The organism is uncultured Campylobacter sp. (genome assembly GCF_963517995.1).
Lineage (GTDB): Bacteria > Campylobacterota > Campylobacteria > Campylobacterales > Campylobacteraceae > Campylobacter_A.
On record NZ_CAUQHQ010000006.1, the window covers coordinates 1 to 16,696 of the forward strand.

Annotated in this window: 17 protein-coding genes; 9 read left to right on the forward strand and 8 right to left on the reverse strand. The window is 47.8% G+C overall.

Going from position 1 to position 16,696, the window contains the following annotated elements; translation table 11 throughout:
* Positions 1 to 64 precede the first annotated feature (64 nt).
* The 4 genes from coaE to RYL88_RS01250 all read right to left on the reverse strand — a co-directional run bounded on the left by coaE (position 65) and on the right by RYL88_RS01250 (position 2,754).
* The gene (gene coaE, locus RYL88_RS01235) at positions 65 to 370 is read right to left on the reverse strand and encodes a dephospho-CoA kinase (protein WP_314988657.1); all 306 of its coding nucleotides are present in this window, start codon (positions 368 to 370) and stop codon (positions 65 to 67) included.
* 306 nt (positions 371 to 676) lie between these two features.
* Positions 677 to 988: a hypothetical protein gene (locus tag RYL88_RS01240; RefSeq protein WP_314748093.1), complete on the reverse strand. Its 312-nt coding sequence runs from the start codon at positions 986 to 988 to the stop codon at positions 677 to 679.
* Between the two features lie 52 nt (positions 989 to 1,040).
* Positions 1,041 to 2,612: a single-stranded-DNA-specific exonuclease RecJ gene (gene recJ / locus RYL88_RS01245; RefSeq protein WP_314988658.1), complete on the reverse strand. Its 1,572-nt coding sequence runs from the start codon at positions 2,610 to 2,612 to the stop codon at positions 1,041 to 1,043.
* Positions 2,602 to 2,754, reverse strand: coding sequence for a hypothetical protein (locus tag RYL88_RS01250; protein WP_297965954.1), 153 nt, complete (start codon positions 2,752 to 2,754; stop codon positions 2,602 to 2,604). The genes recJ and RYL88_RS01250 overlap by 11 nt, the downstream gene beginning before the upstream one ends.
* 176 nt (positions 2,755 to 2,930) lie before the next feature.
* Between RYL88_RS01250 and RYL88_RS01255 the strand changes: the two genes are divergently transcribed.
* The 4 genes from RYL88_RS01255 to RYL88_RS01270 are packed head-to-tail and all read left to right on the forward strand — an operon-like array spanning position 2,931 to position 6,708.
* Positions 2,931 to 4,043, forward strand: a complete 1,113-nt coding sequence (locus RYL88_RS01255) for an ABC transporter substrate-binding protein (RefSeq protein ID WP_314988630.1) — start codon at positions 2,931 to 2,933, stop codon at positions 4,041 to 4,043.
* Positions 4,040 to 5,095, forward strand: coding sequence for an iron ABC transporter permease (locus RYL88_RS01260; RefSeq protein ID WP_314398291.1), 1,056 nt, complete (start codon positions 4,040 to 4,042; stop codon positions 5,093 to 5,095). The genes RYL88_RS01255 and RYL88_RS01260 overlap by 4 nt, the downstream gene beginning before the upstream one ends.
* Positions 5,089 to 5,862, forward strand: a complete 774-nt coding sequence (locus RYL88_RS01265) for an ABC transporter ATP-binding protein (protein WP_314988631.1) — start codon at positions 5,089 to 5,091, stop codon at positions 5,860 to 5,862. Before RYL88_RS01260 ends, RYL88_RS01265 begins: the two co-directional genes overlap by 7 nt.
* A gap of 3 nt (positions 5,863 to 5,865) precedes the next feature.
* A complete protein-coding gene (locus RYL88_RS01270; protein ID WP_314988632.1) occupies positions 5,866 to 6,708 on the forward strand; it encodes a hypothetical protein in 843 nt (280 codons plus the stop codon).
* 22 nt (positions 6,709 to 6,730) lie between these two features.
* On the opposite strand, the gene RYL88_RS01275 is transcribed toward RYL88_RS01270, so the two are convergent.
* A complete protein-coding gene (locus RYL88_RS01275) occupies positions 6,731 to 8,395 on the reverse strand; it encodes a CTP synthase (protein ID WP_314988633.1) in 1,665 nt (554 codons plus the stop codon).
* A 135-nt stretch (positions 8,396 to 8,530) separates the two neighbouring features.
* Here RYL88_RS01275 and RYL88_RS01280 point away from each other — a divergent pair, with 135 nt between their 5' ends.
* The 5 genes from RYL88_RS01280 (at position 8,531) to RYL88_RS01300 (ending at position 12,750) form a co-directional block, all read left to right on the forward strand.
* The gene (locus RYL88_RS01280; protein WP_295141954.1) at positions 8,531 to 8,746 is read left to right on the forward strand and encodes a DUF4492 domain-containing protein; all 216 of its coding nucleotides are present in this window, start codon (positions 8,531 to 8,533) and stop codon (positions 8,744 to 8,746) included.
* Position 8,747: 1 nt separating this feature from the next.
* On the forward strand, positions 8,748 to 10,277 hold the full coding sequence (locus tag RYL88_RS01285) for a cytochrome ubiquinol oxidase subunit I (protein ID WP_314988634.1): 1,530 nt from the start codon (positions 8,748 to 8,750) through the stop codon (positions 10,275 to 10,277).
* Entirely contained in the window at positions 10,261 to 11,388 is a 1,128-nt protein-coding gene (locus tag RYL88_RS01290; RefSeq protein ID WP_314988635.1) for a cytochrome d ubiquinol oxidase subunit II, read from the forward strand. Before RYL88_RS01285 ends, RYL88_RS01290 begins: the two co-directional genes overlap by 17 nt.
* 8 nt (positions 11,389 to 11,396) lie before the next feature.
* The gene (locus RYL88_RS01295; RefSeq protein ID WP_002943393.1) at positions 11,397 to 11,525 is read left to right on the forward strand and encodes a hypothetical protein; all 129 of its coding nucleotides are present in this window, start codon (positions 11,397 to 11,399) and stop codon (positions 11,523 to 11,525) included.
* A 79-nt stretch (positions 11,526 to 11,604) separates the two neighbouring features.
* Complete coding sequence (locus tag RYL88_RS01300) at positions 11,605 to 12,750, forward strand: iron-containing alcohol dehydrogenase (protein ID WP_314988636.1); 1,146 nt, start codon at positions 11,605 to 11,607, stop codon at positions 12,748 to 12,750.
* A gap of 372 nt (positions 12,751 to 13,122) precedes the next feature.
* Here RYL88_RS01300 and yedF read toward each other — a convergent pair whose 3' ends face one another.
* The 3 genes from yedF to ilvD form a co-directional block, all read right to left on the reverse strand.
* Complete coding sequence (gene yedF, locus RYL88_RS01305) at positions 13,123 to 13,365, reverse strand: sulfurtransferase-like selenium metabolism protein YedF (RefSeq protein WP_004323059.1); 243 nt, start codon at positions 13,363 to 13,365, stop codon at positions 13,123 to 13,125.
* A gap of 1 nt (position 13,366) precedes the next feature.
* Positions 13,367 to 14,575 (reverse strand): selenium metabolism membrane protein YedE/FdhT, encoded by a 1,209-nt coding sequence (gene yedE / locus RYL88_RS01310; protein ID WP_314988637.1) that lies wholly within the window; start codon positions 14,573 to 14,575, stop codon positions 13,367 to 13,369.
* A gap of 382 nt (positions 14,576 to 14,957) precedes the next feature.
* Positions 14,958 to 16,631, reverse strand: coding sequence for a dihydroxy-acid dehydratase (ilvD, locus tag RYL88_RS01315; protein ID WP_314988638.1), 1,674 nt, complete (start codon positions 16,629 to 16,631; stop codon positions 14,958 to 14,960).
* Positions 16,632 to 16,696: the final 65 nt, after the last annotated feature.

Genomic DNA, 16,696 nt, shown 5'->3' on the forward strand with positions numbered 1-16,696 from the left:
CTTGTCAAAGATAAATTTAAGCTCCTCTTGGTGTGTGATAGCTAGTACGCCAAGGTGCGGAAAATCACACTTTAGCTGAGCTAAAAGCTCTTTTGCCAGCGTCCCGCCTTTCAAAAAATAGCGGAATACCCACAAAATACGTCCCGCCCGCGCTTTCTAGCTTTGCCGCACGAGATAAAATTTCAAGCCTAATCTTTGGATGCAAAATTCGCTCTAAAATTTTTAGCTTATCCGCGTCGTTAAAAACTAGTGCGCCGAGCTTTTTTCTATCTATTTTGCCGCCATTTAAAACCTTGTCTCCAAACTCCGCCGCAACCTCGCTCGCGCACAAATTTAGCTGTTCGTGGGCGATAGAGTCCGCGTCAATGATCTCAAATCCGAGCCCAGCAAGTAGCTTGCAAACCGCGCTTTTGCCGGTACGATGCTGCCCGTGATGACGATTGCGTGTTTAAATTGCGGCATTTTGCTTTTAAATTCGATATAAAATTAGAGTCATGCCTTAAACAAGACGGCAAATATCAAAAATGAATTTTTACAAAATCTTAAATTTATCTCGTAGGTTTTTAAATTTCTATTTTATTTGCGATAAATTACCGTTTTGCGGTGCGATTTAAAAAATCATCGCATGATTTTGCCGAATTTAAGCACAAATTTTAAATGCCAGTATTAAATTTATCTAGTGCGCTCTTCTTGAGAAAAATCTTTTATGGCGAGAATGCCTGTATACTTCTACTTCTCTACAGTTTACCTTTTTCATTGCCTCCCTTATCGCGTCTGGCGTACCTTCTCTGAGTGCTGCTAGCATGACTTCGGGCGGCTGTTCTTCGCAGACTATCTTTTTCTTACTATGAGTAAACGTGCTAATGATGTAGAGGATAACGGCAACGATAGCGATAAACGTATAAAATAAAATATCATAGGTTATTAGCTGACTAAAAATAGTTTTCTTTTTACTAGATTTATTTTTTATTTGTTTAGATTTAGCCATAAAATTCCTGCCGAAAAATCTCTAAATTTAATCCAAGCAAAACTAGCCGAATTTACGATATCTCTTTTACGAGTAGCTGCGGCGTGACGAGTCCTCGAAACGAGTTTTTCGATACCGAAAAAACGAGGTCTATGCTCTCGCCCGTATGCGGCTCGCGAGTGAAGTTAAAAAACAGTGCCTCTAGGCACTTGCCGTCTTTTTGCAGGATTAGTTTTAGATGATTTTGCTCCCTGCCGATTAGTTTTTTGTTTTTGACGACGGCGGATTTGATCTCAAAGAGCGGACGCGGATTTTTCTGTCCGTAGGGCTCGAAATGCTCCAAAATTTCAAGCAGCTCAAAGTCCACTTCGCCGGCTTCTATCTCGCCTAACGGCTCGTCAAACGCGCTAAATTCGTGCAAATCCATCAGCATGCACGAGCTATTTATCGCGTTTTTAAACGCTTCTAAATTTGCCGGGTCTATCACGATGCCCGCAGCCCCTTTGTGTCCGCCGTAGCCCGCGAGTAAATTTTCGTGGCTAGCGATGAGCGAGAGGATGTCTAGCTTGCCCACGCTTCTAGCGCTGCCTTTGGCGCGATTTTCGTCGATACTAAAGACGATGGCAGGCTTTTTAAACTGCTTTGCCAGACGCGAGGCGACGATACCGATGACGCCCTCGTGCCAGCCCCTGCCCCAGGTCACGATGATGTGCTCATCCTCGCGTACGTCCTTTAGCGAGCACTCAAAAAGCGTGCGCTCCTCCTCCTTGCGCGAGTTGTTAAAGCTCACGATGGTGTCGAGGCACTCGCAGGCGCGGTCTAAGCTTTTGGCGCGTAAAAACTCAAAAGATACGCTCGCATCGTCCATACGGCCCGATGAGTTTATGAGCGGCGCGATGAGAAAGCTGATGTCGTCGCACTCAAATTTATCCTTGCCATAAAGCTGCTTTATCGCGGTAAATGCGGGCCTGCGCGAGCTGTTTAGGCGGTTTACGCCAAGCTTAACCAGGATGCGGTTTAGGTCGCGAAGCTCCATCATATCGGCTATTATCGCGATAGCGAGGAGATCGAGAAATTTACCCATATCGTAGTTGATGCGGCACACGTCTTTTAGCGCGCCCACTAGATACCATGCAACCTGAGCGCCGCAAATTTCGACGTTTGGAAAGTGACAATCCTTTTGCTTCGGATTTATGATCGCGTAGGCCTCGGGCAGGATGTCTGGGGGCATGTGGTGATCGGTGATGATGAGATCGATGCCTTTTTGCTTGCAAATTTGAGCCGCGTCGTTTGCCGAGATGCCGTTATCTACGGTCACGATGAGGCCGGCGTCCGCGATTTCCTCGACGATTTGCGGATTTAGTCCGTAGCCGTCGCTAAAGCGATTTGGGATACGTACGAAATACTCGCTAACGCCCATGTCGTCGAAAAACTCGGCCATTATGACGCTGGCGATCACGCCGTCTACGTCGTAGTCGCCTACGATAACGATCTTTTCGTTTTGCTCGATTGCGCGCTTTATACGCTCGGCACCCTTAAATATATCCTTTAACGCATCAGGCGTAGGAATTTCTGAAAGTTTTTTGTGAATGTCCTTTTCAAATCTTTGGTTCAGTAATTCCTTTATCTTTTCCTTATTTAACATCGTTTTGACGGGCTTTTGCGTAAGCCTCGCCGTCAAATTTCGCCGCCTTGCTACCGTTTTTGCCTAAATTTTCGCTCGCCTCGAGGGTCAAATTTACCCCTACCGTGCCGCAAAAAAGGCTAAATTTTGGTTCAAATTTCATCTTTTTCCTTCTTTTTTATTTTCTAATGCGCAAATTATAGCTTTTTGAAATTTAATTTCTTATAATTTCCAGCGAGTCGAAATTATATTTGAAATGATATTGGTTATTATATTTCAACCTAGGTTAAGATGTATTTATGTATTATTGCGCTCTCATTTCAACAAAAAAGGAACGATATGAAAAGAACTTTTTTAAAAGCGCTATTAGTGCTTTTTGCGGTATTTTCGACAACCCAAGCGGCGGCCGAAACTAAGGTTATAAAAGACGTCTTGGGTCGCGAAGTAAAGGTAAATTTGCCCGTTAAACGCATAGCTTTGGGCTTTTACTACACCGACTTTTTAGCCGTCGGCGGCACCAAGGCTTTAGATAAAGTCGTGGGCTTTTCAAAAGAGGTTTGGACGGACTGGACGCCTGCTAGCTGGGATCTATATAGCAAGGTGCTACCGCAGCTAAATAAGCTTGCGGACTTCGGCGAGGTAGAGGTCGGCACGTTCTCGGTAGAAAAAGTTATCTCTCTAAAACCCGATTTGCTAATACTCGCATCTTGGCAGTATAACGTGCTAGAGCCTGATTTAAAGCCTTTAGCCGATCTAAATATCCCGGTCGTCGTGCTTGATTATAACCGCGAGAAGGTTGAGCTTCACGTAAAAAGCACTAAAATTTTAGGCGAAATTTTAGGCGAGGAAAAAAGGGCGGACGAGATCGCTAAACTATACGAAGATACCGTAAAAGAAGTAGGCGACCGCATCGCAAAAGCAAATTTGCCTAAACCTAAAATTTACATAGAATTCGGCCGCGGCGGTCCTGAAGATATAGGCATAACCTACGGTAAAGATATGTGGGGTTCGCTTATAGATTTAGCCGGCGGAGATAATATCGCAGCCGATCTAGTCGAGCAGTGGTCGCCTATCAACGCCGAGCAAGTCATAGCCGCAAAGCCCGACGTTATAATGATAACAGGCCGCGAAACCGAACTAAAAAAAGAACCGACTGCGATGGTGATGGGCATAAACATAGATAAAGCCGAAGCGCTAAAAAGACTGGACGGATTTAAAAAACGCGTCGGTTGGTCGGAGCTTCCGGCTATCAAAAATAACCGCCTATACGGCCTATATATGGGCGCATCAAGAACGCTTGCGGATATGGCGATGGTGCAATATATCGCAAAAGCTTTGTATCCGCAGCTATTTAAAGACGTAGATCCGATAAAGACCTATGTCGATTTTCATAAAAAATATCTGCCCGTCGTTCCCGTCGGAACCATAGCTATCCAAGCGGACGAAAAATGAATAAAATAAGCTCCGAAGAGGTCGTAAAGGCTCATAGAAAGCGCGAATTTAAACGCCTAATCATCATCTTGAGCTTTATAGCCGTAGGTCTTATCTCGATGGTGTTTGATATCGGTACCGGGCCTGCTATGCTCTCGCCAAAAGAAGTCGTAGATACGCTTTTACAGCCGATTTTAGGCGGCGAGCAGGATAAATTTTTATACCACATCGTTTACGATATCAGGCTTCCCGTAGCGCTTATGGCTTTAGTCGTAGGCGCGGCTTTGGGGGCGGGCGGCGCAGAGATACAGACGCTTTTAAACAACCCAATGGCAAGCCCCTATACGCTGGGGCTTGCCGCGGCGGCAGGGTTTGGCGCATCGCTGGTGATGGCGTTTGGTTCGTTTGGACTGCCTCAAATTTACGCCGTGCCTATCGGCGCGTTTGTTATGACGATGCTAGCGGCGTCTATACTGTTTTTGTTTTCGATGATGAGGCGATTTGGGTCGGCTACCTTGGTTTTAGTCGGTATCGCGCTTTTGTTTTTGTTTCAGTCTATGCTCTCTTTGGTGCAGTTTTTGTCCGCGCCCGAGATTTCGCAGGCGATTTTGTTTTGGCTGTTCGGTAGCCTCCAAAAGGCTAAATGGAGTACGCTGGCCGTCGCTACGGTCGTAACGGTCGTATGCATCTCGCTACTGATGCTAAATACTTGGGCGCTAACGGCTTTGAAACTGGGCGAAGAGCGAGCCAAAAGCATGGGCGTAAATTTATCCGCCCTTAGGATTAAAATTTTGCTTATAGTTTCGGTTATGACGGCTACAGTCATTAGCTTCGTCGGCGTTATAGGCTTTATCGGCCTGGTCGCTCCGCATATCGCTAGAAATTTGGTCGGCGAGGATCAGAGATTTTTCCTACCTACTACTATCTTCGTCGGTGCGGCGTTTTTGTCGATAGCTTCGGTACTTTCTAAGGTTATAAACCCGGGCGGACTCTTTCCGGTCGGCATCATCACGGCGTTTGTGGGCGTGCCGTTTTTCTTCTGGATCATCCTTTCAAGGAAAAACGTATGCTAGAGCTTAAGAATTTAACGATACACCGCGGCTCGCTTTGCACGGCAGATGCCGTAAACGCTAGCTTTGAAGAAGGCAAGGTTTACTCCGTACTAGGGCCTAACGGCGCGGGCAAAACTACGCTCATAAGCGCGATTTTCGGCGAGATGGGCTATGAGGGCGAGATTAAATTCGGCGATGAGAGGTTAAATTTCAAAAACCATTTCTCGTGGAAAAAGAAAATCGGCTACATGCCCCAAGATAGCTACGTAGACGCGAGTTTAACGGCTCTTGAGGTCGTTTTGCTAGGGCTTATGGATAGTCTCGGGCTTTATCTAAAAGACAAACAAATAAACTCGGCCGTAGAGATAATGAAAAAACTAGGGATTTTGCACCTAGCTGACCGCGACGTGATGCAGCTCTCGGGCGGCCAGCGCCAGATGGTGATGTTTGCCTCCGTGCTTATCAAAAAGCCTAAAATTTTACTTTTGGACGAGCCCGTTTCGGCTCTTGATATGCACCATCAATGCGTGCTTTTGGACTGCGTTAGGAAATTTACGCGCGAGCACGGTATAACTACCGTGATGATACTGCACGATTTATCGCTGGCGTCGCAGTTTAGCGACGAGGTGTTGCTACTAAGCGGAGGCAAGATAAAAGCCAAGGGCGAAGCTAAAAAAACCATAACAAAAGAGCTAATACAAGAGCTTTATAGGGTAAACGTGGATATTTTTTACGACGATGCCGGCGTACCGGCCGTAGTCGCAAAGTCGGTGTTTGGGGTAGAGTAGCGCGTGAAGATTTTTATCTTAAGTTGCCTTGCTTATGCAGAGGGCAACGAGGACTTGCGAAATTTAAGCCGCGCGTTTAGCGAAAACGGTGCGTCGTGCGAGATAGTGCCGTGGCAAATTTTAGACGTCGGTTCGCTAGACGAGGATTCTTTGATTTTACCGCTTGCGGCTTGGGATTACAGCCTAGACGCAACTAAATTTTTATCGTTTTTGGGCGAGCTTGAAAAAAGCGGAGCGAAGATAATAAATGGCGCCGAGATCGTGCGCTGGAATTTATCGAAAAAGTACCTCTTAGAGCTTGAAGCCTTAGGACTTCCCGCGATCCCTAGCACGCTTTTAAGTGGCGATGAAAATATAGAAGAGCTAAGGCGAATTTGCCCGGGCGGCGTGATAAAGCCGCTCGTCGGACAAAGCGGCAACGGCGTAGCTAAAATCGACGAAATATCAAATTTAAGCGAATACAAAAACGGGGCTTTGCTTCAGCCTTTTATCGAAGAGATTGCCGTTAGCGGCGAAATTTGCTTGATATTTTTAGGCGGCGTTTTTTCTCACGCCGTACGCCGCTCGCCCGCTAGCGACGATTATAGGGCAAACTCGAATTTCGGCGTTAAAATTAGCTCCGTAGAGCCGACTGCAGCCTTTTTAAACATCGCGCGAGACGTTTTAGCTAGGCTTGCCTTTAATCCCGTCTACGCAAGGATAGATTTGATCGGCGCAAAAGATAAAATTTTAATCAACGAAGTCGAGCTTATCGAGCCTAGTCTTTATTTTAGCTACGGCAAAAACTCTACCGAAAAATTCGTAAAAATAATACTGGATAAATTTGTCGCGGAAAAGAAAATTTAGAGCCGATCGGCTCTAAATTTGATTATTTCGATTTTTCTAGGCTGGCTTTGATAAAGCCCAAAACTACGGGATTTGGACTCGTTAGGCGGCTGGTGAACTCCGGATGAAACTGCACGCCCAGAAACCACGGATGCGAGTTTTTGGCGCCAGGTGCGGGCGAGCTAAGCTCGACGGCCTCGATCAGCCCGTCGCTCTCGCCGCTAACTATCAGGCCGTTTGCTTCAAATTCGGCTCTATATTTCGGATTTGCCTCGTAGCGGTGGCGGTGGCGCTCTTTGACGCTTTTAGCGCCGCCGTAAATTTGGCTTAGCAGCGAGCCGGGCTTCACGTCGCAGGCGTAAGCGCCAAGCCTCATCGTGCCGCCGATCGGGCTTTGGTGCGTGCGAATCTGCGCCCGTCCGTGCGCGTCGATAAAGCTATCGATGAGGTAGATGATCGGATTTACGCATTCGGGCTTAAATTCGACCGAATTTGCGTCCTCGAGCTTTAACACGTTGCGGGCAAACTCGATGAGCGCCAGCTGCATACCTAGGCAGATACCAAGATACGGCACGCCGTTTTCGCGGGCGTATTTTATCGCTTCGATCTTGCCGCTCACGCCGCGCTCGCCAAAGCCGCCGGCGACAAGCACGCCGCCCACGTCTTTTAGTAGTTCATCGACGTTTGAAGGTTCGATTTTTTCGCTATCTATCCACTTTAAATTTACCCTCGCGTCAAGGCTCGCGCCCGCGTGGATAATGCTTTCGGTTAGGCTCTTGTAGCTCTCTTTTAGATCGACGTATTTGCCCACAAATGCTATCTTGGTTTCTTTCGTCGGCGCGATAATGCGCTTAACTAGGCTGTCCCAGTTGCGTATATCAAGCTTTAGCTCGCCCAAATTTAAAATTTCGGCGATCGGAGTCAAAATATCTTGATTATAAAACGCGAGCGGCACCTGATAGATGCTGGCCGAGTCGATACTCTCGATGACGCAGTTGCGCTCTACGCCGCAGCTGGCGGCTATTTTATCTTTTAGCTCGCGGTTTAGCGGCTGCTCGGCGCGGCAGATGATCATATCGGGGCTAATGCCGATACGGCGCAGCTCGCCGACGCTGTGCTGAGTAGGCTTGGTTTTTAGTTCGCCTGCAACCTTGATAAAGGGAACGAGGGTTAGGTGGATATTCATCGCGCGTTTGCGGCCGACCTCGATGCGAAGGGCGCGTATAGCCTCTAAAAACGGCAAACCCTCGATGTCGCCTACCGTACCGCCGATCTCTACTATCAATACGTCGCGACCCTCGCCCGCCTTTTTGATGCGATCGACGATCTCGCCCACGATGTGCGGGATGACTTGGATCGTTTTACCCAGATAGTCGCCTCTGCGCTCTTTTTCGATAACGGAGCTATAAACGCGGCCGGTGGTGAAGTTGTTATCCTGGCTTAGGCTCTCGTCTAAAAATCTCTCGTAGTGTCCGAGATCCAGATCCGTCTCCGCGCCGTCGTCGGTGACGAAAACCTCGCCGTGCTCGAGCGGACTCATGGTGCCCGGATCCACGTTGATGTAGGGGTCTGCTTTTAGCATGCTTACTTTTAGGCCCGTATTTTTAAGAAGCGTGGCGATAGAAGCCGCCGCGATGCCCTTGCCAAGCGAGCTTAGCACGCCGCCCGTTATAAAAATATACTTTGTTTCGTTTGGATTTTTTTGCATATCGCGCCTTTAAATTTTTTGCGCGATTATACCTTATTTAAAATTTATAAACGCTTGATAGCTAAAGAAAAAAATTTTATAAAACGGAAACTTTAAAATAATGTTTTAAGTTAAATTTCTGTAGTATATTAAGCTATGATTAAAAAATATCTCAAAAACATATCGTCTTTGTATATCGACGGCTTTAGAAATATGAAACTAGGAAAGAGCCTGTGGCTCGTCATAGCCATCAAGCTGCTCATAATGTTCGGGATTTTAAAAGTATTTATCTTTGATGAAAGTTTAAATTCGAAATTTGAGAGCGACGAGGCCAAAGCCGACTTCGTAATCTCAAATTTGACAAAGGAATAAAATGTCTGAAATCGCTTCGGTCGATTGGTCGCGCGCGCAGTTTGCGCTCACCGCGATTTACCACTTTTTGTTTGTTCCGCTCACGCTGGGACTTAGTTTTATTATCGCCATTATGGAGAGCATTTACGTCAAAACCGGTAGCGAGCAGTGGCTAAAAATCACCAAATTTTGGCTAAAACTCTTCGGTATAAATTTTGCCATCGGCGTAGCTACGGGCATCATAATGGAATTTGAGTTCGGCACCAACTGGGCTAATTACAGCTGGTTTGTCGGCGACATCTTCGGCGCGCCGCTAGCTATCGAGGGCTTGCTCGCGTTTTTTATGGAAGCGACGTTTTTTGCCGTTATGTTTTTTGGCTGGGATAAGGTTAGCAAGAAATTTCACCTCATCTCGACCTGGCTCGTGGCTATCGGTTCAAATTTAAGCGCGCTTTGGATCCTTATCGCAAACGGTTGGATGCAGTATCCGGTGGGTATGAAATTTAACCCCGCGACGGCTAGAATGGAAATGGAAAATTTCTTCGAGGTCGCTCTTAGCCCCGTCGGCATCATCAAATTTTTACACACCGTAACTAGCGGCTACGTCGCTAGCGCGCTTTTTGTTATAGGCATTTCGGCGTGGTTTATCCTAAAAGGACGCCACCTAATCATGGCTAAAAAATCAATCGTCGTAGCGGCGAGCTTCGGGCTTGCGACGTCGCTATTTTTGATGTTTAGCGGCGACGAGAGCGCATATCAGGTCGCGCGCACCCAGCCGATGAAACTAGCCGCGATGGAAGGCCTTTATAAAGGCGAACAAAACGCTGGCCTAGTCGCGATGGGCGTGCTAGATCCGTCTAAAAAACCCGGCGACGGCAAGGACGCGTTTTTGCTTGAACTAAAATTGCCTTATGCGCTTGGAATCATGGCTACTAGAAAATTCGACAGTTTTACCCCGGGCATCGAGGATCTAGTCTACGGCAACGAAGCGCAAAATATAGAAAGCGTCGCAAGCAAGATGGCCAAAGGCTCGCTAGCCGTTAGCGCGCTAGCTAGCTACAACGCCGCTAAAAAATCGGGCGATAAAGCCGCGATGGAGCAAGCAGAGCAAACTCTGGCTCAAAATATGAAATTTCTAGGCTACGGCTACCTAAAATCCCCGGAAAGCGCCGTACCGCCGGTCGGCACTACGTTTTATAGTTTTCACTTGATGGTGGCTCTGGGCACTTACTTTTTAGCGTTATTTTTGGTCGTTACGTATCTTACGATGGCAAACGATATCGAAAATTTCAAAAAGCTGCTGTGGGCGTGCGTATTTAGTATCCCGCTAGGACTGGTAGCGATCGAGGCGGGCTGGATAGTAGCCGAAGTAGGGCGCCAGCCGTGGGTCGTGCAAGACCTCATGACCGTGGGCGTAGGAGCTACGAATTTAGCCGACACCAATGTCAAAATTTCGTTCTGGCTATTTGCCGTTTTATTTACGGCACTTTTGATAGCCGAGATAAAAATCATGCTAAAACAGATAAAAATAGGATTTGAAAACCATGCTTAGTTTAGAATTTTTACAAATTTACTGGTGGTGCGTAGTTAGCTTGCTAGGCGGTTTGCTAGTGTTTATGATGTTCGTTCAGGGCGGGCAGACGCTGCTTTTCGGGCTTTGCAAAAACGAGCTTCAAAAGGACATGGTAATAAATTCTATCGGGCGCAAATGGGAGCTTACTTTTACCACGCTCGTAATGTTCGGCGGCGCGTGCTTTGCGGCATTTCCGCTATTTTACGCGACGAGTTTCGGCGGCGCGTACTGGGTGTGGCTGGCGATTTTGTTTTGCTTTATCCTCCAAGCCGTGAGCTACGAGTACCGCAAAAAACCGGACAACTTCCTAGGTCAAAAAACCTATGAAATTTTCCTTTTTATTAACGGCTCTTTGGGCGTTATACTCATCGGTATGGCGGTTAGCACGTTTTTTTCGGGAAGCGATTTTTTACTAAACGAGCACAACTTCGTACAGTGGCAAACGCCGTTTCGCGGTCTTGAAGCGCTGGGCAATATCATGCTCTATCCGCTAGGCATCGCGGTATTTTTTCTCTCTCGCGTGGGCGGAGCGCTCTACCTCATCAACAACATCGACGATGCGGAGATAAGAGCCAATGCCAGAAAAGCGGCGCTAAAAAATACGATTTTCTTTTTGCCGTTCTTTTTAATCTTCATCGCTTGGATATTTACCAAAGCCGGTTTTGCCTACGACGAGAGCGGCGTAGTGAGCTTAGTTGGCTTTAAATACGCTCTAAATTTACTCCAAATGCCGCTTGTAGCCGCGATGATAGTTATAGGCGTCGGACTCGTGCTTTTTGGTATATTTAAAGGCGCGTTTACGACTAGCATCTACGGCGTAGTGCCTTACGGCGCGGGCGTAGTGCTAACGGTTACGGGGCTATTTTTGATAGCCGGACTTGCGGACACGGCGTTTTATCCGTCGTTTTCAAATTTACAAAGCTCGCTCACGATCAAAAACGCAAGCTCTAGCCACTACACGCTAAACGTCATGGCCTACGTGAGCCTGCTAGTGCCGTTTGTTTTAGGTTATATTTTCGTCGTTTGGCGCGCTATGGATAGCAAAAAAATCACGGCCGACGAGATCAAGCACGATCATCACGCATATTAAGGATAAAAATGATAGAAGCGATAGTTTTTCTTTTTCTTTGGGTTTTGGCGCTTTTTGGCGGATATAAATTCGTCCATTTTAACATCAAGCACGTCGAGAAAAACGACGACAAATACTTTGGAAATTTGCGCGAATAAGCGCTGATCCGCAAATCTCGTTCTACTTAAATTTTAGCTTTTGTCGCTATAATGAAGCTAAAATTTTAAGGAGAACGAGATGTTTGACTTCACTTTTCACAACCCCGTAAAAATACGATTCGGCAAAGGTAAAGAGCGAGATATCGGGCTTTATATGCGCGAATTTGAGGCTAAAAGAACCCTACTGATCTACGGCAGCGACCGCATCAAAAAAGACGGACTCTTTGACAAGGTCACGGCAAGCCTAAAAGAAAACGGCATAGAGTTTATAGAACTTGGCGGCGTAGTTAGCAACCCCGTGCTAAGCAAAGTTTACGAAGGCATCGAGCTAGCTAGGAAATTTAACGCCGATAGCGTGCTAAGCGTAGGCGGAGGCTCCTGTCTAGATAGCGCCAAAGCCATCGCCGCGGGTGCGCTATACGAGGGCGACGTGTGGGACTTTTTCACGGGCAAGGATCCGAGCCGCGCGTTAAAAATTTTTGACGTCATCACCCTTGCGGCAACCGGCAGCGAGATGAACTCGGGCGCGGTCGTGACAAACGAAGCCACGAAGCAAAAATTCTCCATCCACGGCGACGTCCTATATCCGCTAGTCTCGGTCGTAAATCCGCAGCTGCAAAAAAGCGTAAGCCGCGAGTATCTAGCCTACTCAGCCGCCGACGTTATCGCGCACAGCATCGAGGGGTACTTCACAGCAAGCGTACAGCCTAGCATCATCAACCTCTACATCGAAGCCAACATCAAAACCGTAATGAAAACGACTGAAATTTTACTAGCTAACCCCGACGACTATGACGCCAGAGCCGAGTTTGCCTGGGCGTCGACGATGGCGCTAAACGGCCTAACATACGTCGGCACGCACGGCTACTCCTACCCCAACCACATGCTCGAGCACGCCATGAGTGCGGTCGTAAACTGCGCGCACGGAGCGGGTCTAGCAGTCGTAATGCCTGCGTGGATGAAGTGGTATAAGAGCCGAAATTTGGGCGCTTTCGAGCGTTTTGCGCGGGAAATTTTCGGCGCAAACTCAGCTGATGAAGGCATCGACGCCTTTAAAGCGTGGCTTAGCAAAATCGGCGCTCCCGTTAGCCTAAAAGCCGTCGGTATAGAGGGCGAAACGCTAGATGAGGTCATAAATTTAGCCTACGACTACGCGGCAAACTGGCGTAAAGACAAGCTATACACGAAAGAAAATATCAAAGAAATTTTTGAGCTGGCGAAGTAAATTTGAGTAAATCTGAAGCTAAATTTAGCGCTAGCAAGATAATAAAATTTAAGGCTTATGCACCGATTTAAATTTAACCGCCGCGAGATAAATTGGGAAATTTTAGGTTTCAAATTTCGCGTTTTAAATTTGCTCCGAGTTTTTCGGGGTTGCGAATTTAAACGCAAAATACGAAATACGCGCGGCGGGTAAATTTTTGGCATGACGAAAACGACAACGCAAAGCGCCGCACGAATCACAAATTTAAGCGCGCAAGATAAGCAAAACGCGCCCGGGCGAGCAAAATTTACTTTGCAAGCGGTAAATTTACCCGCCCGCCGTAGCAAAATATAGCAGGGCTCGTCAAAACCCTGCGCCGCGCCGAAATTTAAACTAAGGCTTTTTAATAATAAATCTAAGCGTCGGGCCGTCTTGCTCGATTTTAAGCACTTCAAAGCCCCTGTTTCTCGCGTCGTAAGGGATCGAGTTTATCGCCTGCGGGCAGTCGCAAAGCACTTCTAGCACCTCGCCGCTTTTCATTTTCGGTAGGATTTCTAGCGTCGCAACGGCGGGCATCGGGCAAGCCTCGCCTAGGATATCGAGCGTATAGCTTATTTCAAAATCGTCTTCATGCATCTTAGTAGCCTCCTTTGGCGAAGAAATTTCGTTTGTAGATAAACACTAGCAGCAGCGCCGAAACGAACAGGCATAAATTTACCGCTAAGCCGCCCAGCGGACCGAATACCTCTAAAAGCTGGATTTTCGGGCCGTCTTTGATCCACGCGGGTATCGCGTCGTAGCTAAGGGCTAGCACCATGGTTCCTACGACGTTTGCGACGCCCACGATCATAAAGTGCAGCTGTCCCTCGGTGGCTCTATACGTCCAGCCGCACTCGCAGCCACCCGCAAATACGATACCGAATCCAAACAAAAACGCTCCAATCGCAACCGCCGGCGAGAAATTCGTAACTTTGCCGACGTAGCCGTTTAGCATCAGCACGAAAACGATGAGCGTGGCGATTATCATGCCGTAAAAAGCGCCCTTGGTCGCGACGTCCCTGCCGAATAAAAACAGGTCGCGAAAGCACGAAGTAAAGCAAATTTGACCCTTTGAGATGATAAAGCCGAAAATCAGTCCGAAAAGCAGTCCAAGCGGCAAGATGCTAGCTTTTACTTTTAGATCGAGCGCCGGCGCCTGCATCAAAAGATACGCAAACCATATAACCGCTAAAATCGCGATAATCACGCCGATGGCGAAATTTCGGTCGGCGCGGCCTTTGTCGTGCGTCGTGCCTTTGCCTTTTGGGCCGAAGTTTTTAAGCTCTGTTTTGGGCATAAAGATAGGCAGCTTGCCGACCTTGACGGCGACGTAGATGCCAAGCACCATAAACACGGCAAAAAGCCACGTATGTAGCGAAAAATACGGCAGTCCGGTAAAAAAATCAAGCAAGTTGCAGCCAAAGGCTAGACGCGCGCCAAAGCCCGAAAGCAAGCCGCCGACGATAGCCTGAAAAACGCGAATTTTGCTTGCGGGTAGGCGAAATTTGACTTTATTTGCCATAAAGGCCGCGATCGTGGCGCCCACGAACATACCTATTAGCATAAGGCCTTCAAAGCGCGTGAGCGGGTTACCGTCAAGGTTCGTGATCTTGTAGTAGGAGTAGCCGCTAAGATCCATCCCGAAAAGCTCCAAAAACTCGCCGCCCCAGCGCGTCATCTCGCCGGTTACCGCCCATCCGCCGCCAAAAATCCCAAAATACACGGTCGCGACGATGGCTAAGATAATCATCGCTTGCCCGACGTTCCAGAAATTCGTTAGATATTTCGTTCTAAATTCTTTAAACATAAATTTTCTTTGTATTAATTTCCTCGCCCCGCGAGACTAAATTCGAGATTAAACACGTATCTATGAGGTAGTCATCTAAGTATCCTAAAAACGTGGTCGCCAAACTTGACGCTAAAAAGTAAGAATTGTAGCTAAAATATTATTAAATAAAATTAAAATGTAGCTAGATTAATTTGCGATATTTTTATCTAAAATATAAAATCTATAACCATCTTTTTTGTTTTTATTTAGATCTTTTACCGTGATTTTAGGTTGGCAATTGCCGTCTGGTTTTGCGTTTACGAGAATGATTTAAGCGGTTCTCTTTAGTTGTTACCGCTTTGCGTGCATTTAGACCAAAGAGAACCTGGCGTTTTGACCAAAATATCTTAAATATAAAGTCCTACGCCTCCAAAATCGCTCCGTTGCTAGCGTTTGTTACCAGCTTACGGTACATTCGCAGCCAGCGAAACGGCAGCGGTTTTTCGATCGGCTTAAATTTAGCCCTGCGCTCTGAGATTTCGGCCTCGCTTAGACGCACGTTTATCGCGTACGTATCCACGTCGATATCGATGATATCGCCGTCTCGTAGCAGTCCGATCATACCGCCCTCGGCAGCTTCGGGGCTCACGTGCCCGACGCTTAGCCCTCTCGTAGCGCCGCTAAAACGTCCGTCCGTGATGAGGGCTACGTCCGCGCCGAGACCTCGCCCCATGATTAGGCTTGTTGGGCTTAGCATCTCTTGCATGCCGGGGCCTCCGCGCGGCCCTTCGTAGCGAATTACGACTACGTCGCCTTTGTTTACCTTGCCGCTTGAGATTCCCTCTATCGCCTCGTCTTGGCTGTTAAAGCAGACCGCCTTGCCGCTAAATTTGCGCTCGCCGATGATGCCCGCAGTCTTGATGACGCAGCCCTGCTCGGCTAAATTTCCAAACAAAACCGCCAGCCCGCCGACCTGCGAATAGGCGTTTTCGACCTTGCGGATGACCGATTCGTCTTTTATGACGCTAGCTCCGACACGCTCGCCTAGGCTTTCGCCGCTTACGGTTAGCGCGTCTAGCCCTAGCAGTCCGTTATCGCGGCGCGAAATTTCATTTATCACGGCGCTTAGTCCGCCCGCGCGGTCGATGTCCTCCATATGCACGCTTGGCAGACTCGGGCTTATTTTGGCGATGTGAGCGATCTTTCGGCTGATCTCGTTGAGTCCCGCGATCTGTAAATTTACCCCCGCTTCGCGCGCGATAGCCAGGATGTGCAGCACGGTGTTGCTGCTGCCGCCCATCGCCATATCGACTACTAGGGCGTTTTGGATCGATTTTTCATTCACGATGTTGCGGATTTTGTATTTTTCATCCAGCGCGATTTGGCAGATGCGACGTCCAGCCTGCCTGATGAGCTCCTCGCGCTCAGGAGTTAGCGCAGGCACGGTGCCGTTGCCTTTTAGCGCGATACCCATCGCTTCGCACAGCGTATTCATCGAGTTTGCCGTAAACATCCCTGAGCAGCTGCCTCCGCTTGGACAGGCTTTGCACTCGATCTCTTTTAGCTCCTCGGCGCTGATCTCTTTGGTTTCAAATTTACCCACCGCCTCAAACGCAGTCGCAAGGTCAATAGGCTCGCCTTTTTTGGTGTAGCCCTTTTTCATCGGGCCGCCGCTAATAAAAACCGTCGGCACGTTCACGCGAAGCGCGCCCATCACCATGCCGGGCACGATTTTATCGCAGTTTGGCATACATACGAGAGCATCCAGGGCGTGCGCGTTCATCACCGTTTCTATGGAGTTTGCGATCAGCTCGCGGCTAGGCAGGCTATAAAGCATCCCGGCGTGCCCCATCGCGATGCCGTCGTCCACGCCGATACAGTTAAACTCAAAGGGCACGCAGCCGTTTTTGCGGATCTCGTCTTTTAAAATTTCGGAGTATTTGTTAAGGAAAAAGTGCCCCGGGATGATCTCGATAAAGCTGTTTGCCACGCCGATGAAGGGCTTTTCAAAGTCTTCGTCCTTTAACCCTGTCGCTCTTAGCAAGCTTCTGTGCGGTGCGCGCGTATAGCCTTTTTTGATAATGTCGCTTCTCAAATTTGATCCTTTTGGTGAAATTTGCGCGATTTTATCAAATTTAGGATTAAAAAGCTTAATTTAAA